Raw genomic sequence first — 21916 nt, 5'->3', positions numbered from 1 at the left:
GCCACCGTTACAGTTGGCAACGGTGGCAGGGTAAAAAACCACGGGGCAGGCATCAGTCATGGCTGCATAGACCATGGCCATAAATAGCGAAGCCAGCGGCAAGGATAAGCATCAGTTGCGAGAAGCGTTGGTGGCGGGTGTGGTTCATCAGCGCGATATCCTGTTGTTTGTAAGGTTCAACGTAGGGGATATCTTCACCGATTCGATTGGCGAGATAAAATAATGTTAAGTGCTAATTAATAACTGGATGGAATAAAATATGCTTTCATATTGCAAGAATGTGATATGCATTTGCTGCTAGTGGGGAAGAAGCCACTAGCAGCTTACAAGCAAGTGGCTATAGTCTTAATTACCGAAGATGGGATTGTTACTCGTATTATTTGAGCTGCCACCATTGGGGAACATGGTTGATGAATTTGTCCCAGGTGCCCAACAAGTACCGTTAGCATCAATATAAGAACCTTTGTCTGAGCCTCTTTGATCGATGACGTTAGTAGATTCGCGCATGCCGTCTAATTTCATGCTGCCGCAGATTAAAGTGATTTCTTCTGTACTGAGGTTTCTCATTACTGTCTCCTTATCAATTTAACATCCATTAATTTTGATTGAATCATATACTTCGCTAAATTTCACCTTTCTTAAGATGTCTCCTTTTAGCATGGTGATATCTTGGTTTAAAATCTTGCTAAGCGCCGCTGAAGACGGAGGTTCCCGACCCAGCTTTTTCAAACCGCAGATTGCGTAGAGCTTACTTTCTGGGGTTGACGTGCTGGATATTGCTAGACGCATAAAGATATCACCGCCATTATCTTGTTGTAATATAGCAAGATATAGCTTTTCAGCTTCGCTGATAGAGCCAATGAACCCATTGTTGCCGAGAGAGAACGTACTTTGCATACTTAGTTCACTCTCTGTGTGGGATGGCGCTTTGGCGAATGATGTTCCGCTGAAAAATAGCGACAATATAATTAGGATACCGCCTAGTCTTACTTTATCTGCAATCATATAGCGTCCAACACGAATTGTTTGGATTTATTAAGAATTAAAAACCGGAGTTACATTGATATTGTGAATGGATAATCCCGGTATGTGGTTAAAGATAAAGCCCAATCCTTTGGCATATTTTATGCACCTTATCATTGCTTAAAAAGACTGTCAATTATCCTCATGGAAGTGTCAGGTTATTTATTGGGCATTGAGCACTAATTAGTAACTGGATGGAACATCAGTTATCGCTATCTCCCTTCACTCTGAGCCTTCTCCTTTAAAAAGAGAGGGCCCAGAGTGGTGATTAGATATAGGTGCAAATATGAAGCACGTTAGGTCCCTTTTTCTTACGGGGAAGGGGCGTAATCTAGCCCGCAAAGATAGTTATCTAAAACCTGCCGCCGTCACGTCGCCAGGCATCGGCAGTGAGCGCTTCGCCAAAGTGGCTGGCAATCAGCCGCTTGGTGAGATCGTGTAGCGGTGCAGCCAGCACTTCGGCGGTGCTGCCACGTTCCACGATTTCCCCTTCATGCATCACCATCACCTGGTCGCTGATATGCTTCATCATGCCCAGATGCTGCGTCACATAAATATAGGCAATCCCGTGTTTTTCCTGGAGCTCCAGCATCAGGTTGATGATCTGCGAACGCATCGACATATCCAGCGAAGCCAGCGCTTCATCGGCAACAATTACCTTTGGCTGCAGGATCAACGCCCGTGCCAATGCCACGCGCTGTTTCTGCCCGGAGGCCAGCATGTGCGGATAATAATAAGCGTGGTCTGGCAGCATCCCCACCTGGCGCAGGGTCTGGTTGATGCGTACCTCGCGCTCTGCGGCTTCCAACTCGGTATTCAAACGTAGCGGTGCATCAAGCAACTGACCGATGCGCTGACGTGGGTTGAGCGAGGTGCTCGGATCCTGGAAAATCATGCGGATACGCTGGCTACGGTAGCGATAATCGCCATAGGCCAACGCATGGTCGTCGATCAGCACTTCACCCGAAGAGGGTTCCACCATGCCGGAAAGCATCTTCGCCAGAGTTGACTTACCCGAGCCGTTTTCACCGATGATCGCCAGCGTCTGGCCCTCACGCAGGGTAAAGCTGACAGACTTGACCGCCTCCACATGCTGGCGGCGGAACAGCCCGGTGCGATAGCGGTAGGTTTTGGTCAGGTTGCGCACTTCCAATAGCGTTTCCATGTTATTGCTCCTCCATGTTCAGCGGGAAGTGGCAGGCGAACAGGTGATTCTTCACCGGGCGCAGGCGCGGGGTTTCAATGCATTGCTTTTGCGCATACGGGCAGCGTGGCCCCAGGCGGCAGCCGATCGGCAGATGTTCCAATGAGGGGATCGCTCCCGGCAGCGTATTCAGGCGGCTCTTATGTGGCAGTGAGCGGCCAAAGTCCGGCATGGCGCGGATCAGCGCCTGGGTATAAGGATGATGAGGGGCGGCAAGCAGATCTTCACATTGCGCACTTTCCACCGTCTGGCCGCAGTACAGCACGTTAACCCTGTCAGCCCATTTGCTCATCATCTGCAAATCATGGCTGATCAGTAGGATGGTCGTGTTGTTGTTTTGGTTCAGGCGCGCCAGCAGGCGGAAGATCTGTGCCTGCGTGGTGGGTTCCATGGCGTTGGTTGGCTCATCGGCAATCAGCAATCTTGGCTGATTGGCCAACGCTATGGCGATCATCACTTTCTGGCATTCCCCTTCGGTGAGCTCGTAAGGGAAGCTGCCCATGATATCGAGGTGATCCTTGATACCGACGCGGTGCAACAGCTCAATCGCCCGCCGTTTGCGCCAGTTAAAGCGCTGCCACCAACGGCCCTTGTAAGTCCAGCCGGGAATGGCCTGTGCCAACTGGCGGCCAATGCTTTCGGAAGGATCAAGACAGGATTGAGGCTCCTGGAAGATCATCGAAACGTTGTGGCCCACCAGTTTGCGTCGTTCACGCGGGCTGAGCTGCAACAGATCGATATCGTTAAAGCGGAAGCGGTCGGCGGTGACGCGCCAGTTATCTTTGGTCACGCCGCATATGGCTTTGGCGATCAGGCTTTTTCCTGAGCCGGATTCGCCTACCAGGCCGCGCACTTCACCTTCGGTCAGCGTCATGCTGACGCGATCGACGGCCTTCACCGGCCCTTCGGCGGTCATAAATTCAATCGTCAGATTGCGGATATCGAGTAACGGCATTATTCCACTCCCGCATTGATCGCACGGCGTATTCCGTCGCCCAACAGGTTAACCAGCAACACGCTGATCAGAATAGCAGCACCGGGCAGCATCACGGTCCAAGGTGCGACATACACCAACTCCAACGAATCGCCTAACATGGCTCCCCATTCCGGGGAAGGCAACTGCGCCCCCAGATCGAGGAAGCCCAACGCCGCGATGTCGAGAATGGCCATCGACAACGCGCGGGTGAATTCGGTGATCAGTACGGCGGCAATGTTCGGCACCACGGCGTACCACAGGATCTGCATTGTCGAAGCGCCATCCAGACGGGCTGCGACTACGTACTCTTTTTCCAGCTCATCGTGCACTGCGCTGTAGATGGTACGCACCATCCGTGGCAACAGCGCCAGCCAAACGGCCAGCATGGCGTGTTCCAGCTTCGGCCCGAGGAATGCCACCACGATAATCGCCAGCAGCAGTGAAGGGATGGAGAGCAGGGTATCGAGAATATGGTTGAGCATCGCAGACAGCAGGCCATGGGTGACCCCGGCAAACACACCGAGGATCACGCCACAAAGGGCGGCGGCGATGGTCACAATCAGTGCCGAACCATAGGTGGCAGCGGTGCCAGTCAGCAAACGGCTGAGGATATCGCGGCCCAGATCGTCGGTGCCCAGGAAGAACGACACGTTGCCGTAGCGTGACCAGGAGGGCGGTAGCAACTGATATCCCAAGAATTGCTGATCGAGGGCGTAAGGTGCCAGCAGGCTGCCGAACAGGGAAAGCAGCAGCAGGCCGATCACCCCATAAAAACCAATCATCGCCAAAGTGTCGCCGTAGAAAATCCGCCAGGTATAGAGCAGCGGGCTAGGCATTTTCTTTTCGCGGTATACGTTATCGAAGGGCATACCATTCCTTATGTTTCAGCGGGTTGGTCGCCGCGCCCAGAATGTCGGCCAGCACGTTAATGGTGATCACCAGCGTGCCGATCACCATCACGCCTGCGGAGATGGCCGCATAGTCCTGTTGGCGGATGGCATTGATCAGCCAGCGCCCCAGCCCTGGCCAACTGAACACCACCTCGGTGATCATGGCCAGCGTGAGCATGGTAGAAAATTGTAGACCGAGCTTCGGGATGATCGGCGGTAACGCGTTGTGCAGCACGTGACGGCGGATAATGGTAAAGCGCGACAGGCCACGGGTTGCGGCAGCCTTGATGTAGTTCTGGCTGAGAACATCGTCGGTGCTGATGCGCATCAAGCGGATCACCTCGGTGATTGGGGCCACTGCCAGAGCGGCAATCGGCAGCACCATATGGCGCAGGGCACTGGCAATCATCTCGTTGCGATAAGGCGAGTCAGACAGCCAGGCGTCAACCAGCGCCAAACCGGTGACCTGCTTGACCTGATACAGCAGATCGAAACGGCCCGACACCGGCAGCCAGCCAAGATGCAGTGAAAAATAGAGCATCAGCAGCAGCGCCAGCCAGAACACCGGGATGGAAAAGCCCAGCAGGGCAAAGGTACTGATGGCGGTATCCTGCCACTTGCCGCGCATCACACCGGCAATAATGCCCAGCGGAATGCCGATAAACAGGGCCAGCGTGAAGGCTAAAATGCACAGTTCCATGGTGGCCGGGAACACTTCGCGCAGCTGTTCGCTGATCGCCTGGCCATTGATGCTGGAGACACCAAAGTCCCAGTGCAGCAGGCTGACGAAATAGAACTGGTAGGCGTCCAACAAGGCGGCACCGTTTAGCGGCGCGCGCGGGGTGAAGTAGCTCAGGCTGAAGCTGACCAGCGTCAGGAAAAACAGCGTGATCAGCAGCAACAGGATGCGGCGTAAGGTAAAGATAATCACTTTTTCGCGGCCTCCGCCGGTTCACGGTACACCCCGGCAAATGATGAGTTGCCGAACGGGCTCAACACCAGCCCTTTAATATCATAACGGTAGGCCTGCAAACGCAAAGAGGAGGCCAGCGGCAATACCGGCAACTGCTGTTCGAGGATTTTCTGCGCCTGCTGATAATGCTCGATACGCTGTGATAACTGCTGTGACAACAAGGCGTCCTGCAACTGTTCATCAAAAGCGGGATCGCACCAGTGAGCATAGTTGGTTTGCGAACGGATTGCCGCACAGCTGAGCAGCGGGCGGAAGAAGCTGTCCGGATCGTTACTGTCGGTTGACCAACCGGTGAGCGTCAGATCGTGGTTCATCTCCATCAGCCGGGCTTCCTGGAAGCGGCCTTCTACCGGAACAATGGTGAGATTAATGCCGACCTGAGCCAAATCCGCCTGTAGCAACTCCGCCGTTTTCAACGGGCTGGGGTTATAGGATTGCGATGCGGTAGGCACCCACAGCTTCAGGTCCAGCGGCCCCACGCCAGCTTCGCGCAGCATTTCTCTCGCCTTGGCCGGATCGTATTCAGTAACGTGAGCATCATTATCATAGGCCCAGGAGGCGCGCGGCAGGATCGACGCGGCGGTCTCTGCCGTGCCGTAATAGATCGATTGCATCAGGCGCTGGTTGTTAATGGCTAACGCAATAGCCTGGCGCACTTTTAGGTTATCCAGCGGCGGCTTGCGGGTGTTGAAGGCCAGATAGGCGATATTCATCCCTGGGCGCAGCGTCAGGCGTAAACGCGGATCGTCGCGCAGGATCGAAAGCTGGCTGGCGGCGGGGTAGGCCAGCACATCGCACTCGCCGGTAAGCAATTTGGACAGGCGGCCCGTGCCCCCGGCCCCCATGTCGATCACCACCTGCGGCATGCGCGGTTTCCCTTTCCAGTAAACGTCATTGCGTGCCAGACGGATATATTGCCCGGAACGGTATTCGTTCAACAAGAATGGGCCGGTGCCGACCGGTTCACGATCGATCATTTCCTGGGTGCCATCCAGCGTCAGGTTGTCGGCATATTCAGCCGATAGCACCGGCGCATAATGGGTCGCCAGATGCCACAAAAAGGACGCATCCGGCGCCTGCAAGCGGAACTCGACGGTGTATTGGTCCAGTTTTTTTACGCTTTGCACGGAGTCGGCAAACTGCAAACTGTCGAAGTACGGGTATTCACCGCCGTTAACATTGTGGAACGGATGCTTCTGGTCAAACACCCGCTGGAAGCTGAACACCACATCGTCGGCGTTCATTTTGCGGGTGGGTTGGAACCAGGCAGTGGTCTGGAAAGGCACGTCCCGGCGCAGGTGGAAGCGGTAGGTAGCACCGTTGTCCAGCACTTCCCAACTTTCCGCCAGTTCTGGGATCAGGCGGTAAGTGTAGGGGTCGACATCCAGCAGCCGATCGTAAAGCTGGGCGGCCAGGGTATCGACCGTCAGGCCGCTACTGGCCATCTGCGGATTGAAGGTGTTCAGAATGCCGCTCACGCAATAGACAAAGCCGCTCTGGCGGATGTCTGCTGGCGGTGGTGCTGCGCTGGGCACAGCCGGTGTCGCGGCCAGGGCAGACGTTGCCAGGCAGCCGAGCGACATTATCCAAAGAGGTAAACCACGCATAGACGCTTCATGGGTTATTAAGCAATAACGATAGTGTATCGCACTCTGACCAACAGCCCAATTCCTTGAGCAAAATGGCTGAAATTTCGGCGGTTTGGTTAAGCTTGCTGCTGTTTTCTGGCGGGCCGGCCTAACCCTGCAATCAGTGCTGGTGGATAATTACCCAAGCTTAGTGTGGTAATGAGAAAAATTCTCAACAAATTGCTTTACAGATGATACTGAGAACCATTATCATCACTTGGCAGTTCACGGAAGGCCACACCTTGTGGCCCTTTGTGGAAGGCACGACATTGCTCACATTGCTTCCAGTGTTTACTTAGCCAGCTCGGGTGCTGGCTTTTTTTTGCCTCTATTTCAGGTGAACCGCAAAGCCGGAGCGGCCTGGGGCAATGTCTTCTCGCAGCGTTAACTGTGGAATAGCATAATCGCCAAAATTTTGCTTACGGAATGGCAAAGGCTCGGTACTGGCCAGCGCGTCCAGCCGTTTCCCCAGCGCCGAGCATAGATCGGGGAATTTTGCCTCGTCGAAGCGATCGGTGCGGTACGCCACAAACGGTGGTAGCACATCAAAACCGGGGTAATACAGAATGCCATGGTGAATAGGGAACAGAATATCCTCTATCGGGCCGTTGATACCGCGCGGGCTGTAATGAGACTCCCAACCGCCAGCGGTAACCAGCAACATAGCCCGTTTCCCTGCCAGCGTACCTTCGCCATAACGATCTCCCCAATGTGTATCGGAATGCTCGCCAACCCCGTACGCAAAGCCATAGGCATACACGCGTTCTACCCAACCTTTGAGGATGGCTGGCATGGAGAACCACCACAGCGGAAACTGTAGGATAACGGTATCCGCCCAGAGTAACTTCTCTTGTTCCAGCGCAATATCTTCACTTTGCGTTCCTCGTTCCAGAGCGATCCGGGAATCCATCGCCGGATTAAACCGGGCAGTGCTATCCCTATCCGTTCGGTCTTCGCCATCCAAAGAGGCTTTCCATTTCATGGCGTACAGATCGGAAACCTGTACCTGATGCCCAGCGTCCTGCAGATGTTTGACCGCAAAGTTTTTTAGTGAGCCATTAAGCGATTGGGCTTCTGGGTGAGCGTAGACCAGCAGAATATTCATCATTGAGTTCCATTGCTGAAAAGAGATCAACAGAGTAGGTTAGCGCCAGGTATAGTTAAAATTGATTTAGATGATTACAGGTATTTGCATGAGTAATTTCGGCAGGCTGGATCTCAATCTCCTGGTGACGTTGGATGTGTTACTGATGGAATTGAACGTTACGCGCGCGGCGGAGCGGTTATCGCTGTCGCAACCTTCGGTAAGCGCCCATCTGGCCAAGCTGAGAGCGTTTTTCGACGATCCTCTGCTGCTACCGGGCCCAAGAGGAATGCGGCCAACGGCCAGGGCCGAGGCTTTACGTGAACCTTTGCGGCAGGCGTTGGAAGTGCTGGAACACACCGTTTCACCTGTCAGCCCTTTTGAGGCGGCTAGCGCGAATATCACCTGGCGTGTTGTCGCATCCGATTATGGCGAATCCACGGTGCTGTTGCCCGCATTGGCACGGCTTCGTCAGGCCGCCCCCAACAGCCGGTTGGCGGTGTTGGAACTGACACCGACCAAGATTGCCCGACAGGCGGAGATGGGGGAGATCGATCTGGCCTTTCACACTCAGGACTGCGCACCACCGGGGATGCGTCAACGCGTGTTATTCAAGGAAAAGTATGTGTTGGTGGGCCGCATCGGTCATCCTGCGTTGACGGCTCGCCCAACGCTGGCGCAATTTAGCCAACTGGAGCACGTGGTGGTTTCGCCAAACGGCGGGGGATTTAGTGGCATCACCGATCACACGCTGGAGCAGGTTGGGCTTTCGCGGCGGGTGGTACTTTCCGTCCCGCATTTTCTGTTTGTGAAATCGGTGATCGGCAAGACGGATTTGGTTGCTATGCTGCCTGAACGCCTGGTACGTGACAGCCCTGAAGTACAGATTGCCGAGCCGCCAGTGGAGATCCCAGGCTATGAGCTGGCAATGCTGTGGGATGAGCGTTCGCATCGCGATCCCGCCCATCAATGGTTACGCGAATTGATCGCCCAGTCGGTTTAACTTCCCTCTGGTTCGCTACCTTGCAGCAGCGCATGCTTTTTCAACATGCCGCGTAGCTGATGATAGGTCAGCCCCAGCAAATCGGCAGCTTTGCGCTGATTGAAACGACCTTGTTTCAAGGCCATTTCCAACAGGGTTTTCTCCTGCTGGTGCTGCCAGCTTTTAAAATCCAGCGGCAATGCTGGTAAATCACCGGTCGGCGCGATGACCTCATCATCAAGCGGCTCCGAACGCTTGGCAAAGGGGTTAATGATGATCTCATCAAGTTCATCCTGGTCTGAACCATGGCGGTAAACGGAACGCTCCACCACGTTTTTCAGCTCACGTACGTTACCCGGCCAGGAGTAGTCAAGCAACGTCGAACGCGCATGTTCACTGAAGCCGGGGAACAACGGCAGTGACAGCTCGCGGCACATCTGAATGGCGAAATGCTCGGCCAACAGCATGATGTCTTGCTGGCGTTGGCGCAGCGGCGGCAGTTGCACCACGTCGAACGCCAGGCGGTCCAGCAGATCGGCACGGAATTTACCGGCGGCGGCCAGCGCGGGCAGATCGTCATTGGTGGCACACACCAGCCGGACATCCACCCGCAGCGGTTGGCTGCCCCCTACGCGCTCCAGATGGCCGTATTCAATCACCCGCAGCAGCTTTTCTTGCACCAGCATTGGCGCGGTTGCCAATTCATCCAGAAACAGGGTGCCGCCATCGGCACGTTCAAAACGGCCAAGGTGGCGTTTTTGTGCGCCGGTAAACGCGCCAGCCTCATGGCCAAACAGCTCCGAGTCCAGCAGGTTTTCATTCAGCGCCGCACAGTTGAGGGAGATAAACGGCCCTTGCCAACGATTGGAAAGGTAGTGCAAACGGTGAGCGATCAGCTCCTTACCCGTGCCGCGCTCACCGATCACCAGCACCGGTTTGTTGAGCTTGGCCAACTGTGAAACTTGCTCCAGCACTTCCACAAAGGCGTTGGCCTCGCCCAACAGGTTCTCTAACGGTTCGCTCATGATGAAATTCGCCAATGTTTGGTGAAAACACTCACTCTACAGCAAGCGTCGCGAGAGTCAAAAATAAATAACCTTTGTATTTCAATGAAATAAAAGTTGGCACGCTTCTTGATTAACTCTTTGGGCAAGTTGTATAACTTAACTCGGCGCTTCAGACGCCTTCAGAACCAAGAGGAAGTAAATTATGGGTATCTTTTCTCGTTTTGCCGACATCGTGAACGCCAACATCAATACTCTGCTCGATAAAGCAGAAGACCCGCAAAAGCTGGTGCGTTTGATGATCCAGGAAATGGAAGACACGCTGGTTGAAGTACGCTCCACTTCAGCGCGTGCCCTGGCAGAGAAAAAGCAGCTGCTGCGCCGCATTGAACAGGGTGAAAACCAGATCAATGACTGGCAGGACAAAGCCGAACTGGCGCTGCGTAAAGATAAAGAAGATCTGGCCCGTGCGGCGTTGATCGAAAAACAGAAAGTGGCCGATCTGCTTGCTACGCTGAGCCAGGAAGTGGCTACCGTAGAAGAGACGCTGGCCCGCATGAAGAGTGAAATTGGCGAGCTGGAAAACAAGCTGACCGAAACCCGGGCACGCCAGCAGGCATTAACGCTGCGCCATCAGGCGGCTTCTTCTTCACGGGATGTGCGTCGCCAGCTGGACAGCGGTAAACTGGATGAGGCAATGGCGCGTTTTGAACAGTTTGAGCGCCGTATCGACCATATGGAAGCCGAAGCGGAAAGCGTCAGCATTGGCAAAAAGAAAAGCCTGCATCAGGAGTTTGCCGAACTGCAGGCAGACGATGCCATCAGTGAGCAACTGGCGGCAATGAAAGCCAAGATGAACCGCCCGGAATAATGCTTAAGCGGCCACCCAGCGTGGCCGCCACACTACGGCCAATAAGAAGGAATTGAGATGAGTGCTCTATTACTTGCCATCCCGTTGACAATCTTTGTGTTGTTTGTCGCACCGATTTGGCTTTGGTTGCATTACAGCAACCGGCAACAGAGCGGCGTTCAACTGAGTCATCAGGAGATGCAACGTCTGACGCAACTGGGGGAGCAGGCCTCACGCATGCGCGATCGTATTCAGGCGTTGGAAGACATTCTTGATGCGGAACACCCGAATTGGAGGCAGTCGTAATGCGTAGAGACCAGGACAGAGGAAAGTATGGCGATCGTCGCGATCGTTCTTACTACAACGACGACAGCGGTTCATACAAGGGCAACACCTTAGGCAGTAAAAAACTGTACCGTGTGCCTGAAGAAGGCATGCTGAAGGGCGTTTGCGCTGGTCTTGCCCACTATTTTGACGTGCCAGTGCGTTTGATCCGAGTGATTGCCGTGCTGTCGCTGTTCTTCGGGCTGTTTTTCATTACGGTGGTCGCCTATATCGCCTTGGTCTTCGTGCTTGAGGAGGCTCCAGCCAGCCGTTATCAGGATGAACATCAGGCCACACCGCGCCAGTTGCTTGATAAGCTGGAATATGAATTGAGCAGTGGAGAGGAGCAGTTGCGCAAGGTCGAACGTTACGTCACGTCTGACACCTTTGGTGTGCAGAGCCGCTTTCGCCACCTGTAATCTCTTTTAACGATGCACGGGCCTGCGTACGCCGCAGGTCAGGCATTGCACCTACATTTTCCCCAATATTTGCCGGAGGGCAGAAACCATGAGCAAAACCTATGCGATTAATGCCCCAAAAACCGCTTCACCAAAATGGGGAGTAAGTGCATTGTTGAAGACCTTGTCTAAAGTCATCATCATAGCGCTAATGAGTTATGGCCCGGCGGGGGCAACCGCGTGGTTGCTGAAAACCGTCAGCCGCAAACCGCTGCGTTACGTGTTGGCCCTGTTGCTGGAACCGTTGTTTCGCAAAGGGCTGAACAAGGCGTTCGGGCGCTATGCCAAGGAGAACAATGAAACGACTGCAAAATGAGTTAACTTCGCTGGTCAATCGCGGAATGGATCGCCATCTGCGTCTGGCAGTAACCGGCTTGAGCCGCAGCGGTAAGACGGCGTTTATCACCGGATTGGTCAATCAATTACTCCATGTTCACAGCGGCGCGCGTATGCCGCTGTTTTCCCCTGTGCGGGAAGAAAGGTTGTTGGGTGTAAAACGCATTCCTCAACGCGACCTCGGTATCCAACGTTTCACCTACGACGAAGGCCTGGCGCAGCTGTATGGCAATCCGCCAAGTTGGCCAACACCAACCCGTGGCGTCAGCGAAATCCGTCTGGCGCTGCGCTACCGTTCTAATGATTCACTGCTGCGCCATTTTAAAGAAACCTCCACGCTGTATCTGGAAATCGTCGACTATCCTGGCGAATGGCTGCTGGATTTGCCGATGCTGGAACAGGACTACCTGGCCTGGTCACGTAAGATGGCTGGGTTGTTGCAGGGCGACCGCGCGCGCTGGGCTGAGCCTTGGCTGGCATTGTGCAAAGATCTCGATCCGTTGGCCCCGGCGGATGAAAACAAGCTGGCGGCGATCGCTCAGGCTTATACCGACTACCTGCTGCGCTGTAAGGCCGAAGGGTTGCACTTTATTCAGCCTGGGCGCTTTGTGCTGCCTGGCGATATGGCTGGCGCGCCCGCGTTGCAGTTCTTCCCGTGGCCAAACGTCGATGCGGCAGGGGAATCTCGCCTGGCGCAGGCGGACAAACATACCAATGCGGGCATGCTGCGCGCCCGTTTTAACTATTACTGCCAGTCGATCGTCAAGGCATTTTATAAAGAGCACTTTGTGCGTTTCGATCGCCAGATCGTGCTGGTGGACTGCCTGCAACCGCTCAACAGCGGGCCGCAGGCGTTTAATGATATGCGTCTGGCGCTGACCCAATTGATGCAAAGTTTCCACTACGGTAAGCGTACGCTGTTTCGCCGCCTGTTTTCGCCGACCATCGACAAACTGATGTTCGCGGCAACCAAGGCGGACCATATCACCGCCGATCAGCACGCCAATCTGGTTTCGCTGTTACAGCAACTGGTGCAGGAGGCCTGGCAGAATGCCGCATTTGAAGGCATCAGCATGGACTGTGTCGGCCTGGCTTCGGTACAGGCGACCGAAAGCGGCATTGTCGATCATCATGGGCAGCCGATCCCGGCATTGAAAGGTCACCGTCTGGACGATGGCGCGCCGCTGACGGTCTTCCCTGGCGAAGTGCCTGCGCGCCTGCCTGGTCCAGCATTCTGGCAGCAGCAAGGTTTCCATTTTGATCAGTTCCGCCCACGTATGATGAGCGTTGATAGTCCGTTACCGCATATCCGTCTGGACGCGGTGATGGAGTTTTTATTGGGAGATAAATTGCGATGAGCGAGCCGTTAAAACCGCGTATCGATTTTGCCGAGCCGTTGCAGCCACCACAGGAACCGGTGTTGCGCGCAGGCTTGGAGTTTGACGAACAGCAGGCCGAGAAATTCTATCCGGCAGCGCCAGAGATGGAGCAGGAAGAAGAGGAAGGGCGCGCTGAAGGCATTGTTAACGCCGCGTTGAAACCCAAGCGCAGCCTGTGGCGCAAAATGGTTAACGCCGGATTGATGCTGTTTGGCGTCAGCGTGGTGGCTCAAGGTGTCCAGTGGGTGCATACCTCCTGGGTGCAGCAGGATTGGATCGCGCTGGGTGGTGGGATCGCTGGTGGGCTGATCGTCTTCGCCGGTATCGGTTCGGTGGTGGGGGAATGGCGCAGGCTATACCGCCTACGCCAACGTGCTGAAGAGCGTGACGAAGCTCGGGAACTGCTGCACAGCCACGGCCTGGGGAGAGGGCGCGAGTTTTGTGAAAAGCTGGCGCGTCAGGCCGGGTTGGATCAAGGGCACCCTGCATTGCAACGCTGGCAAGCTTCATTACATGAAACCCAGAACGACCGCGAAGTGGTTGCGCTGTATGCCAAGCTGGTGCAGCCGGTGCTGGATAATCAGGCGCGGCGCGAAATCAGCCGCTCGGCGGCAGAGTCGACGCTGATGATTGCTGTCAGCCCGCTGGCCTTGGTGGACATGGCCTTTATCGCCTGGCGCAATATCCGCCTGATTAACCGCATTGCGGCCTTGTATGGCATCGAACTGGGCTATTTCAGCCGCATCCGTCTGTTCCGCCTGGTGTTGCTGAATATCGCCTTTGCTGGCGCATCTGAACTGGTGCGGGAAGTGGGCATGGACTGGATGTCGCAGGATATTGCGGCGCGGTTGTCTGCGCGTGCCGCGCAGGGGATAGGGGCCGGTTTGTTGACGGCGCGGTTGGGCATCAAGGCCATGGAACTGTGCCGCCCGTTACCCTGGTTAGAAGGCGATAAGCCAAAACTGGGTGATTTCCGTGGTCAATTGATAAACCAGCTGAAAGACACGATGAAAAAAGGTCAAAGCAAAGTCTGACTCAGCCAGGCTGCGTCAATCAGACGCAGCCTTATAGCCGCCCCGCCAAAAATGCCTTCCTTTCGTACGTCTCTGCAATACCCATTAATTGTTAATGATAAGTTAATCAAGTGTTTGTTTTGCGGTCTTGGTCACGAAAAATCCCACGGACAGCGGCAAAGAAGACGGTATATTTGATCAACAATTAATCTGAATGTCTGACTACGCCAGCGGAGAATCGTGCAGTATTCACTCGCCGCTTCGGCACCAAGACATCAATCCCAAGGACAGGAGGTAATGAACATGCCGCACCGTGAGCCGAACTTAGAGGCCTTCCAACCCTATGCCGATGAAAGTCAAACCCTCCGTCGACATATTCATCAGTACCCTGAACTGGGATTCGAAGAACGACAAACCGCCGATCTGGTAGCGAGAAAGCTTGAGGAGTGGGGGTATCAGGTGACACGTGGGCTCGGTATCACCGGCCTGGTTGGGACGTTGAAAAGGGGCAACAGCCCCCGCACGTTAGGTATTCGGGCAGATATGGATGCTTTGCCGATCCTGGAAAATACGCAACTCCCTTACAGCAGCCAGCACGAAGGTATCATGCATGCCTGTGGGCATGACGGCCACACCGCGATGCTGCTTGGCGCGGCACATTATCTGGCCGATCACGCCTGTTTCGATGGCACCTTGCACCTCATTTTTCAACCCGCAGAAGAGGGGTTGGCCGGTGCCCAGAAGATGATCGACGACGGCCTGTTTAAACGCTTCCCTTGTGACGCCGTTTTTGCCATGCACAACATGCCAGGCTTCCCGCAGGGGCAATTTGTCTTTGGTGAGGGGGCGTTTATGGCTTCCAGTGATACGGTCACCCTCACCATCCACGGCAAGGGAGGACATGGCGCGATGCCGAAGGGCACCGTTGATGCCGTGGTCGTCGGGGCCAGTATTGTGATGGCATTGCAGACGATAGTCGCGCGTAATCTGGGGGCACAAGAGCCGGGTGTTATCACCGTGGGCTCGTTCCAGTCAGGCATGGCCAGTAATGTCATCGCCGACTCAGCGGTATTAAAGTTAAGCGTGCGTGCGTTGGATCCGCAAGTCAGGGAATGGTTGGAAGAGCGTATCAAGACGTTAGTGGCGGCCCAGGCGGCGTCATATGGTGCCAGGATCGATATTGACTATGATCACACCTATCCCGTATTGGTCAACCAACCGGAGATGACCCGCTTTGCCAAACAGGTGGCGCAAAATTTAATGGGTGAGGGCCATCCGCAGCAGGTGATTGATATCCCGGAACCGTTAATGGGCAGCGAAGATTTTGCCTTTATGCTGAACCAGTGCCCGGGCAGTTATTTATTATTAGGTAACGGCCAGGGGGAAAATAGCTGCATGGTACACAACCCCGGCTATGATTTTAATGATGCAATTATACTCAGAGGGATCGCATATTGGTCTGCATTAACGCAGGAATTCCTGAAGGAATAAACCTCGGTCTTTAATAAGTTGGTGATGCTCCTGAATTTGTTGGGGTCGAAAATGTTCGATCCCTGCATAACATCGATTATCTGGACGGGTGCAGCATGTGGCGCCCCGACAAATTAAATTAAGGACCGGCCATGGATAGCGTCAAGGAAAGAAAATCCCCGGCAAGGGCCATTGTGGCTACCACGTTAGGCAATGGCTTAGAGTTTTTTGATCTGGTGCTTTACGCATTTTTTGCGACCTATATAGCAAAAGCTTATTTCCCCGCGACAGACCCTTTGGTGAGCATGACGATGACCTTCCTGATCTTTGGGATGGGTTATCTTGCCAGGCCGCTGGGGGCGCTGGTCATCGGCCATTATGCCGATAAAAAAGGGCGCAAGCCTGCCATGACGTTGACGTTCCTGCTGATGGGGCTCAGTACCCTGACGATTGGTATCACCCCGTCATATGAAAGCATCGGGACTGCGGCCCCGATCATTATTACCCTGGCCAGGCTGATGCAAGGCTTCTCCGCAGGCGGTGAGTTAGGCGCATCCACTACACTGCTGGTGGAGTATGCCAAACCCCATAATCGCGGGTTTTACGGGGGATGGCAGGTAGCGAGCCAAGGTGCGGGCAACGTATTTGCCGCCATGACGTTGGTGATCCTGGTTAATTGTATGCCAGAGGCGAGTGTGGAAGCCTGGGGCTGGCGCATCCCGTTCCTGTTTGGCATCGTGATTGTTCCGGTGGGGCTGTATATTCGCTTTAAGCTGGAAGAAACCGCCACTCACACCTTACCAACGGCTACCGAAAGCGTCAGCAAAATACCCCTGCTGGAAGTGATAACTACCTACTATAAAGAAACCTTGGCGGGAATTTTGCTGACGATGGGGGGAACCATTCCACATATGATCATCATGTTTTATATTCCCAACTATGCCATCAGCATATTAAAACTGGATACCAGCTATAGCATGTTAATCGGTGCCATCGCCGGTTTGATTACGTTGATTGGCGGGCCGCTGGCGGGGATGTGGTCAGATAACGTTGGCAGGGTCCGGTTGATTGCCTGGGCGAGAATAGCGATTGTTGTGCTGATTTATCCGGCGTTTTATTTACTCAGCACCTACCCCAGTGTTGAAATGCTGTTTGCGGTGATGATTGTACTGAGCATTATCAATATTATCGGTGCTTCGCCTTCCATCACCATTTTGCCAGAAATATTCCCAAGGCGGGTAAGAACTACCGGGTTGTCGCTGGTTTATAGCGTTGCCGTGGGGATTTTTGGCGGCTTCTCATTATCGGTGGCTTCCTATCTGATCAAGTTAACCGGTAATACCACGGCTCCGGCGTTTTACGTGATTGCCGGCTGTGTTTTATCGCTGTTCGCCTTCCTGTATATCAAGGAAACCAGCCAGGCTCCGCTCAATTAATGACCTTCCGGTGCAACCCTCTCATTTAGTGAGAGGGGCTGCTCTTTTGGGTAATCCAGGTCACTTCATCACCCACGATCTTGCGGCTGAACACGTCTTCTATCAGAGACGGTTAAAGCGCCATTACCACTTATAGCCCATGTTCACGCTGTAGTCAGGATCCTGATTGGTGGAGTAGGGATCGGATTGGCGAAGGCGATCGGTTTTTTTCACTGGGCGATTTAGCGTCGAATACGATTTGTCGCGCGGGCGGCTGCAGCTGGGATGATCGCATTCTAGATTGGCACTGAAGCCGGTTTTATCTTCTGATTCTGACCAGACCACTGGCGCCTTGGCGGTTTTTTCCGCGGGCCCAGGCGCGGCTTTGGGGGCGGGGGCGGCTTTGATGCTGGGTTCCGGCGCCTTGTAGGATAGGTCCAGCGCCAGGGTTGGGGCGCTCAACAACAGCGTGGCGCAGCAGAATGCCGCCAGTGTATGCTTTCTAGGCATGGTCAATCTCTCTTTAATAGTTACGCCACGCAACTATAAAATAGTCAGACGAGAATTACTATCATTTGTAACCGGTAAGGGCCATTTTCTCGGTTTGTAACCGCAGATTGACGAAAGAACATCCCCCTGTGACCGCATGATAATCCGCTGCCAAAATAATGCTGAATGTGATAACTCTCTAGAAATAAGCTAAAATTACGCCGATGGTGTTATTGGGTGGCGTTTAAAACCGCTAATAGCAGTGATAAACTGGAGCTCTGTCAACTTTTGCTGACAGATCGCTTCTACCTTCCGGGGGGAGAGGTTATCATCATCACCAGACATCCCCGCACCTGCAGAGATAAGGCCAATACTGATGCGTTTGGAAGTATTTTGCGAAGACCGTCTCGGTCTCACTCGAGAATTACTCGATCTTTTGGTATCGCGCGGTATCGACCTACGCGGCATCGAAATTGATCCTATCGGCCGTATTTACCTCAATTTTTCCCAGCTGGATTTTGATACCTTCCGCGCGCTGATGGCGGAGATCCGGCGCATCAGCGGTGTGACCGATGTGCGCACCGTTAACTTTATGCCTTCCGAACGTGAACACCGTGCGTTACGTGCGCTGCTGGAGTCGATGCCGGAACCGGTATTTTCCATCGATATGAAAGGCAAGGTGGAACTGACAAACCCGGCGGCTCAGACGCTGTTCAACTTCAGCGAAGACAAGATCCGCAATCAAACGGCGAGCCAGCTGATTGGTGGCTATAACTTTGGCCGCTGGCTGGAGAGTGAAGACACTAAGCCGCATTCCGAACGGGTGGTGATCCGCAGCCAGGATTTCCTGATGGATATCACCCCGATCTATCTGGAAGATGAGCAACAGCAGAATGCTCCTGTGGGCGCCGTGGTCATGCTCAAATCCACCGCCCGCATGGGCCGCCAGCTGCAGAACCTGTCGGTGAATGATGATACCGAGTTTGACCATATTGTCGCCGTCAGCCCGAAAATGCGCCACGTGCTGGAGCAGGCGCGCAAGTTGGCCATGCTGGATGCCCCATTGCTGATTGTGGGCGATACCGGCACGGGGAAAGATATTTTAGCGCGGGCCTGCCATCTGCGCAGTCCACGTGGCAAACAGCCGTTCCTGGCGCTGAACTGTGCCGCCTTGCCGGACGATGTGGTGGAGAGCGAACTGTTTGGCCATGCGCCGGGTGCTTATCCGAATGCGTTGGAAGGTAAGAAGGGCTTCTTTGAGCAGGCCAACGGTGGCTCGGTGTTGCTGGATGAGATTGGCGAGATGTCGCCGCGCATGCAAACCAAACTGCTGCGTTTCCTCAACGACGGTACGTTCCGCCGGGTAGGGGAAGAGCATGAGGTGCATGTGGACGTCCGGGTGATCTGCGCCACGCAGAAAAACCTGACCGAACTGGTGCAGCGCGGTGAATTCCGTGAAGATCTCTATTACCGTTTGAACGTGCTGACCATCACCATCCCGCCGCTGCGCGAACGCCCGCAGGATATCATGCCGCTCACCGAGCTGTTTGTGGCGCGCTTTGCCGATGAACAAGGGGTCGCCAGGCCGAAACTGGCCAACGATCTCAGTAGCTTCCTCTGCAAGTACGGTTGGCCGGGCAACGTGCGCCAACTGAAGAACGCCATCTATCGTGCACTGACCCAAACGGACGGCTACGAGTTGCGCCCGCAAGATATCATTCTGCCGGATTTTGAGGTGGAGATAGCGCTAGGGGATGAAGTGATGGAAGGCTCGCTGGATGATATCAGCAAGCGTTTTGAACGCTCGGTGCTGACTCGTCTGTATCGCACTTATCCCAGCACCCGCAAACTGGCCAAGCGCTTGGGCGTCTCGCATACGGCAATTGCCAATAAGCTACGGGAATACGGGCTGAGCAATCGTAAGCTTACCGACGACAGCGAAGAATAGCGCTACTTTATTTCAGGCATAAAAAAGCCCGGCTTAAAAAACCGGGCTTTTTGGTCTCTACAGGCTTATTTCAGCGCGGCAAGCGCGGCATCGTAATCTGGCTCGGTGGTAATTTCATTTACCAGCTCGCTATACAGCACGTTGTCTTGGCCATCCAGCACCACCACGGCGCGCGCGGTCAGACCGGCCAATGGGCCTTCGGCAATCTCTACACCATACGCCTGCTTGAAATCACCGCCGCGCAGGGTAGACAGGGTAACCACGTTGTTCAGGCCTTCTGCACCGCAGAAGCGTGACTGGGCGAACGGCATGTCGGAAGAGATACACAGGACCATGGTGTTATCCAGGCCACTTGCCAACTGGTTGAATTTACGCACCGATGCGGCACAGACGCCGGTATCAATGCTTGGGAAGATGTTCAGGACTTTGCGTTTACCCACGAAGCTGCTCAGGGCAACGTCTGACAGGTCTTTGGCAACCAGGGTAAAGCTTTTTGCCTGCTCGCCCTGCTGTGGCAGTTTGCCTGCTACAGTGACAGGGTTGCCTTGAAAATGTACGGTCTGAGTCATTGCTCGGTTCCTTTCAACGATGTTTATACAAAGATGTGAAGCCGATTAACACCGGGTTCACAATCTCGAAGCAGTTTAAGGCAACAATCGCACCTTGGATAGATAAAGTTTATAAACTGCAGGTATAGTGGACTGACTTTATGCGCTTTTTTCGCTCGGGAGCCGTTATGAGAAGCATGCGTTTTTACCCTGAAGCCTGGCCATTGCATACCGCCTTTGTGATCGCACGCGGTAGCCGGACCGAAGCCAAAGTCGTGGTGGTCGAGATTGAACAGCAGGGTATGCGTGGTGTCGGTGAATGCACCCCTTATCCGCGCTATGGCGAGAGCGAAACCTCAGTGATGGAGCAGTTGGCCGACGTGTCTGCGGCCATCGCACAAGGGGTGACCCGGCAGGAGTTGCAACGCCTGATGCCCGCAGGGGCGGCTCGTAACGCGGTCGATTCGGCATTGTGGGATTTGGAATGCCGCCTGGCTGGCAAAGATCTGTGGCAATTGAGCGGCATTACCGCACCGGAACGCATAGTGATGGCGCAAACGCTCAGCATCGGCTCGCCGGAAGCGATGGCGTTTGCCGCTAAAGAGCTGGAACAACAGGGCGCGACGTTGCTGAAAATCAAGCTAGACGATCACCTGATCAGCGAAAGGCTGGTGGCGATCCGCACGGCGGTGCCGCAGATGACGTTGATCGTTGATGCCAATGAGTCCTGGCAAGCGGAAGGGTTGGCATCGCGTTGCCAACTGCTGGCGGATTTAGGCGTGGCGATGCTGGAGCAACCCTTACCGGCCGGCGACGACAGCGCCCTGGAAAACTTCATCCATCCATTACCGATTTGCGCCGACGAGAGTTGCCATACCAGCGGCGATTTGCCTCGTTTGGCGGGGCGCTATCAGATGGTCAATATCAAGCTGGATAAAACCGGTGGGCTGACCGAAGGGTTACAGCTTGCCGCACAGGCGCGGGCGCAGGGCTTCGAGATCATGCTCGGCTGTATGCTCTGTACCTCAAGAGCCATTACTTCGGCGCTGCCGTTGGTGCCCGGCGCCCGTTTTGTGGATCTCGATGGCCCAACCTGGCTGGCAAAAGACGTCGTGCCAGGTTTGGCCTTTGAGTGCGGCGCTATTGAGCTTTCACGCTAGTCAGCGTAGGTCAGCAACTCGACCATGGCGGCCAGATAGTTTTCACTGGCGGCGTCGGCTGAGATCGGCGGGAACTCGGCGGTGATGCAGGGTAAGGACAAGTCGGCACACCAACTGCCGAAGGACCCTGGCGTTTCATAGCCGACGCTGGTCACCAGCGGCAGGGCAAACTTATGTGCCAGCCAAACGCCCAAAGCGGAGCTTTCCGGATCTTCTATACAGGCCAATGGCTCATGGAAGGACACCACCCAGCGTGGCTTCAGGCGATGGATCAAATGGCACAATCCCTGAGTTTCCGGTTCTGAGCCGGGCCTGCCGCCGGTGGAGAGCCGCACGTCACGAGCCTCTGCCGCACTGTTCCAACGGTAGACCGTATCGCCAGAGCGCCAGTTGGCCGCCGGGAAATTGCGGTTCAGATCGACGCCGTTGGCATTGGAGCGTAACCCAAGCTGGCAACCATCTGGATTGACCGCCAGGATCACATGATGGCGCAGTTGGACGGGGGCGATACTGCGTAATGCGCAGGATAACGTCACTACCGCGGCAGTTTCATCCCCATGGGTGCCTGCAATCACCAACCCGGTATCCGGGCCGCTTTTGGCCGCTGGGAAATACAGCAGCGGGGCGCCTAACATCGATTTACCGTAAGTTTCACCTGCAACTGCCAGCTGGCCACGCTCACTGCGCGGTCTGTGTTGGGTCATGGGGTTTCCCTTTAAGCCAAAGTCAGAAATAATTGTGATGTTATTGAGTGTATTACGC

At 54.6% G+C, this 21916-nt stretch carries 24 protein-coding genes; 12 read left to right on the top strand and 12 right to left on the bottom strand.

Translation table 11 applies throughout. The features are described from left to right. Positions 1-73: 73 nt before the first annotated feature. A complete protein-coding gene (locus N6G83_RS35110) occupies positions 74-223 on the top strand; it encodes a hypothetical protein (RefSeq protein WP_211134682.1) in 150 nt (49 codons plus the stop codon). Positions 224-345: 122 nt separating this feature from the next. On the opposite strand, the gene N6G83_RS35105 is transcribed toward N6G83_RS35110, so the two are convergent. From N6G83_RS35105 to N6G83_RS35070, 8 genes are all read right to left on the bottom strand, one after another. After that, on the bottom strand, positions 346-567 hold the full coding sequence (locus tag N6G83_RS35105; RefSeq protein ID WP_121606966.1) for a hypothetical protein: 222 nt from the start codon (positions 565-567) through the stop codon (positions 346-348). A gap of 18 nt (positions 568-585) precedes the next feature. Continuing rightward, positions 586-1005, bottom strand: a complete 420-nt coding sequence (gene mchS3 / locus N6G83_RS35100; protein WP_211134681.1) for an MchS3 family protein — start codon at positions 1003-1005, stop codon at positions 586-588. A 370-nt stretch (positions 1006-1375) separates the two neighbouring features. After that, on the bottom strand, positions 1376-2188 hold the full coding sequence (sapF, locus tag N6G83_RS35095; protein WP_024529292.1) for a putrescine export ABC transporter ATP-binding protein SapF: 813 nt from the start codon (positions 2186-2188) through the stop codon (positions 1376-1378). A gap of 1 nt (position 2189) precedes the next feature. Then, the gene (sapD, locus tag N6G83_RS35090; protein WP_024529293.1) at positions 2190-3182 is read right to left on the bottom strand and encodes a putrescine export ABC transporter ATP-binding protein SapD; all 993 of its coding nucleotides are present in this window, start codon (positions 3180-3182) and stop codon (positions 2190-2192) included. Next, positions 3182-4072: a putrescine export ABC transporter permease SapC gene (gene sapC / locus N6G83_RS35085; RefSeq protein WP_024486758.1), complete on the bottom strand. Its 891-nt coding sequence runs from the start codon at positions 4070-4072 to the stop codon at positions 3182-3184. Before sapC ends, sapD begins: the two co-directional genes overlap by 1 nt. Continuing rightward, positions 4059-5024, bottom strand: a complete 966-nt coding sequence (gene sapB / locus N6G83_RS35080; RefSeq protein ID WP_021806550.1) for a putrescine export ABC transporter permease SapB — start codon at positions 5022-5024, stop codon at positions 4059-4061. Before sapB ends, sapC begins: the two co-directional genes overlap by 14 nt. Beyond that, on the bottom strand, positions 5021-6673 hold the full coding sequence (sapA, locus tag N6G83_RS35075) for an ABC transporter substrate-binding protein SapA (RefSeq protein ID WP_211134680.1): 1653 nt from the start codon (positions 6671-6673) through the stop codon (positions 5021-5023). Before sapA ends, sapB begins: the two co-directional genes overlap by 4 nt. Positions 6674-7022: 349 nt before the next feature. Further along, on the bottom strand, positions 7023-7799 hold the full coding sequence (locus N6G83_RS35070) for an NAD(P)H-dependent oxidoreductase (protein ID WP_211134683.1): 777 nt from the start codon (positions 7797-7799) through the stop codon (positions 7023-7025). Positions 7800-7887: 88 nt separating this feature from the next. On the opposite strand from N6G83_RS35070, the gene N6G83_RS35065 reads away from it, so the two are divergent. Then, the gene (locus N6G83_RS35065; protein ID WP_211134679.1) at positions 7888-8781 is read left to right on the top strand and encodes a LysR family transcriptional regulator; all 894 of its coding nucleotides are present in this window, start codon (positions 7888-7890) and stop codon (positions 8779-8781) included. On the opposite strand, the gene pspF is transcribed toward N6G83_RS35065, so the two are convergent. Next, positions 8778-9785 carry a phage shock protein operon transcriptional activator gene (pspF, locus tag N6G83_RS35060; RefSeq protein ID WP_024529297.1) on the bottom strand — a complete coding sequence of 336 codons (1008 nt, stop codon included), beginning with the start codon at positions 9783-9785 and terminating at the stop codon, positions 8778-8780. The genes N6G83_RS35065 and pspF overlap by 4 nt on opposite strands. A 184-nt stretch (positions 9786-9969) precedes the next feature. On the opposite strand from pspF, the gene pspA reads away from it, so the two are divergent. The 8 genes from pspA to N6G83_RS35020 all read left to right on the top strand — a co-directional run bounded on the left by pspA (position 9970) and on the right by N6G83_RS35020 (position 17030). Further along, positions 9970-10635: a phage shock protein PspA gene (pspA, locus tag N6G83_RS35055; protein WP_021182065.1), complete on the top strand. Its 666-nt coding sequence runs from the start codon at positions 9970-9972 to the stop codon at positions 10633-10635. 57 nt (positions 10636-10692) lie between these two features. Continuing rightward, on the top strand, positions 10693-10920 hold the full coding sequence (gene pspB / locus N6G83_RS35050) for an envelope stress response membrane protein PspB (protein ID WP_024529298.1): 228 nt from the start codon (positions 10693-10695) through the stop codon (positions 10918-10920). Beyond that, positions 10920-11357: an envelope stress response membrane protein PspC gene (gene pspC / locus N6G83_RS35045; RefSeq protein ID WP_024529299.1), complete on the top strand. Its 438-nt coding sequence runs from the start codon at positions 10920-10922 to the stop codon at positions 11355-11357. The genes pspB and pspC overlap by 1 nt, the downstream gene beginning before the upstream one ends. Positions 11358-11445: 88 nt before the next feature. Further along, on the top strand, positions 11446-11712 hold the full coding sequence (pspD, locus tag N6G83_RS35040) for a phage shock protein PspD (RefSeq protein WP_024529300.1): 267 nt from the start codon (positions 11446-11448) through the stop codon (positions 11710-11712). Next, complete coding sequence (locus N6G83_RS35035) at positions 11693-13090, top strand: YcjX family protein (RefSeq protein ID WP_211134678.1); 1398 nt, start codon at positions 11693-11695, stop codon at positions 13088-13090. Before pspD ends, N6G83_RS35035 begins: the two co-directional genes overlap by 20 nt. Continuing rightward, entirely contained in the window at positions 13087-14145 is a 1059-nt protein-coding gene (locus tag N6G83_RS35030) for a YcjF family protein (RefSeq protein ID WP_024529301.1), read from the top strand. The genes N6G83_RS35035 and N6G83_RS35030 overlap by 4 nt, the downstream gene beginning before the upstream one ends. Positions 14146-14421: 276 nt before the next feature. Further along, complete coding sequence (locus tag N6G83_RS35025; RefSeq protein ID WP_370592611.1) at positions 14422-15615, top strand: M20 aminoacylase family protein; 1194 nt, start codon at positions 14422-14424, stop codon at positions 15613-15615. 131 nt (positions 15616-15746) lie between these two features. After that, complete coding sequence (locus N6G83_RS35020; RefSeq protein ID WP_065685731.1) at positions 15747-17030, top strand: MFS transporter; 1284 nt, start codon at positions 15747-15749, stop codon at positions 17028-17030. A gap of 123 nt (positions 17031-17153) precedes the next feature. On the opposite strand, the gene N6G83_RS35015 is transcribed toward N6G83_RS35020, so the two are convergent. Beyond that, a complete protein-coding gene (locus N6G83_RS35015; protein WP_065685732.1) occupies positions 17154-17519 on the bottom strand; it encodes a hypothetical protein in 366 nt (121 codons plus the stop codon). A gap of 355 nt (positions 17520-17874) precedes the next feature. Between N6G83_RS35015 and tyrR the strand changes: the two genes are divergently transcribed. Next, the gene (gene tyrR, locus N6G83_RS35010) at positions 17875-19446 is read left to right on the top strand and encodes a transcriptional regulator TyrR (RefSeq protein ID WP_024531188.1); all 1572 of its coding nucleotides are present in this window, start codon (positions 17875-17877) and stop codon (positions 19444-19446) included. A 65-nt stretch (positions 19447-19511) separates the two neighbouring features. Here tyrR and tpx read toward each other — a convergent pair whose 3' ends face one another. Further along, on the bottom strand, positions 19512-20015 hold the full coding sequence (gene tpx, locus N6G83_RS35005; protein ID WP_211134677.1) for a thiol peroxidase: 504 nt from the start codon (positions 20013-20015) through the stop codon (positions 19512-19514). 167 nt (positions 20016-20182) lie between these two features. Here tpx and ycjG point away from each other — a divergent pair, with 167 nt between their 5' ends. Continuing rightward, positions 20183-21154 (top strand): L-Ala-D/L-Glu epimerase, encoded by a 972-nt coding sequence (ycjG, locus tag N6G83_RS35000; protein WP_211134676.1) that lies wholly within the window; start codon positions 20183-20185, stop codon positions 21152-21154. Here ycjG and mpaA read toward each other — a convergent pair. Then, complete coding sequence (gene mpaA, locus N6G83_RS34995) at positions 21151-21858, bottom strand: murein tripeptide amidase MpaA (protein WP_211134675.1); 708 nt, start codon at positions 21856-21858, stop codon at positions 21151-21153. The two genes, ycjG and mpaA, sit on opposite strands and share 4 nt — an antisense overlap. Between the last annotated feature and the right edge of the window lie 58 nt (positions 21859-21916).

Source organism: Serratia sp. PL7, assembly GCF_945957435.1.
Note: the sequence above shows the minus strand (reverse complement) of the source record. Positions and strands in the feature narration are given on the sequence as shown.

Bases quoted from the DNA above. Each gene is read 5' to 3' on its own strand.
- N6G83_RS35110 (WP_211134682.1), top strand. From the start codon at position 74: ATGGCCATAAATAGCGAAGCCAGCGGCAAGGATAAGCATCAGTTGCGA.
- N6G83_RS35105 (WP_121606966.1), bottom strand. From the start codon at position 567: ATGAGAAACCTCAGTACAGAAGAAATCACTTTAATCTGCGGCAGCATG.
- mchS3 (WP_211134681.1), bottom strand. From the start codon at position 1,005: ATGATTGCAGATAAAGTAAGACTAGGCGGTATCCTAATTATATTGTCG.
- sapF (WP_024529292.1), bottom strand. From the start codon at position 2,188: ATGGAAACGCTATTGGAAGTGCGCAACCTGACCAAAACCTACCGCTAT.
- sapD (WP_024529293.1), bottom strand. From the start codon at position 3,182: ATGCCGTTACTCGATATCCGCAATCTGACGATTGAATTTATGACCGCC.
- sapC (WP_024486758.1), bottom strand. From the start codon at position 4,072: ATGCCCTTCGATAACGTATACCGCGAAAAGAAAATGCCTAGCCCGCTG.
- sapA (WP_211134680.1), bottom strand. From the start codon at position 6,673: ATGCGTGGTTTACCTCTTTGGATAATGTCGCTCGGCTGCCTGGCAACG.
- N6G83_RS35070 (WP_211134683.1), bottom strand. From the start codon at position 7,799: ATGAATATTCTGCTGGTCTACGCTCACCCAGAAGCCCAATCGCTTAAT.
- N6G83_RS35065 (WP_211134679.1), top strand. From the start codon at position 7,888: ATGAGTAATTTCGGCAGGCTGGATCTCAATCTCCTGGTGACGTTGGAT.
- pspF (WP_024529297.1), bottom strand. From the start codon at position 9,785: ATGAGCGAACCGTTAGAGAACCTGTTGGGCGAGGCCAACGCCTTTGTG.
- pspA (WP_021182065.1), top strand. From the start codon at position 9,970: ATGGGTATCTTTTCTCGTTTTGCCGACATCGTGAACGCCAACATCAAT.
- pspB (WP_024529298.1), top strand. From the start codon at position 10,693: ATGAGTGCTCTATTACTTGCCATCCCGTTGACAATCTTTGTGTTGTTT.
- pspC (WP_024529299.1), top strand. From the start codon at position 10,920: ATGCGTAGAGACCAGGACAGAGGAAAGTATGGCGATCGTCGCGATCGT.
- pspD (WP_024529300.1), top strand. From the start codon at position 11,446: ATGAGCAAAACCTATGCGATTAATGCCCCAAAAACCGCTTCACCAAAA.
- N6G83_RS35035 (WP_211134678.1), top strand. From the start codon at position 11,693: ATGAAACGACTGCAAAATGAGTTAACTTCGCTGGTCAATCGCGGAATG.
- N6G83_RS35030 (WP_024529301.1), top strand. From the start codon at position 13,087: ATGAGCGAGCCGTTAAAACCGCGTATCGATTTTGCCGAGCCGTTGCAG.
- N6G83_RS35025 (WP_370592611.1), top strand. From the start codon at position 14,422: ATGAACATGCCGCACCGTGAGCCGAACTTAGAGGCCTTCCAACCCTAT.
- N6G83_RS35020 (WP_065685731.1), top strand. From the start codon at position 15,747: ATGGATAGCGTCAAGGAAAGAAAATCCCCGGCAAGGGCCATTGTGGCT.
- N6G83_RS35015 (WP_065685732.1), bottom strand. From the start codon at position 17,519: ATGCCTAGAAAGCATACACTGGCGGCATTCTGCTGCGCCACGCTGTTG.
- tyrR (WP_024531188.1), top strand. From the start codon at position 17,875: ATGCGTTTGGAAGTATTTTGCGAAGACCGTCTCGGTCTCACTCGAGAA.
- tpx (WP_211134677.1), bottom strand. From the start codon at position 20,015: ATGACTCAGACCGTACATTTTCAAGGCAACCCTGTCACTGTAGCAGGC.
- ycjG (WP_211134676.1), top strand. From the start codon at position 20,183: ATGAGAAGCATGCGTTTTTACCCTGAAGCCTGGCCATTGCATACCGCC.
- mpaA (WP_211134675.1), bottom strand. From the start codon at position 21,858: ATGACCCAACACAGACCGCGCAGTGAGCGTGGCCAGCTGGCAGTTGCA.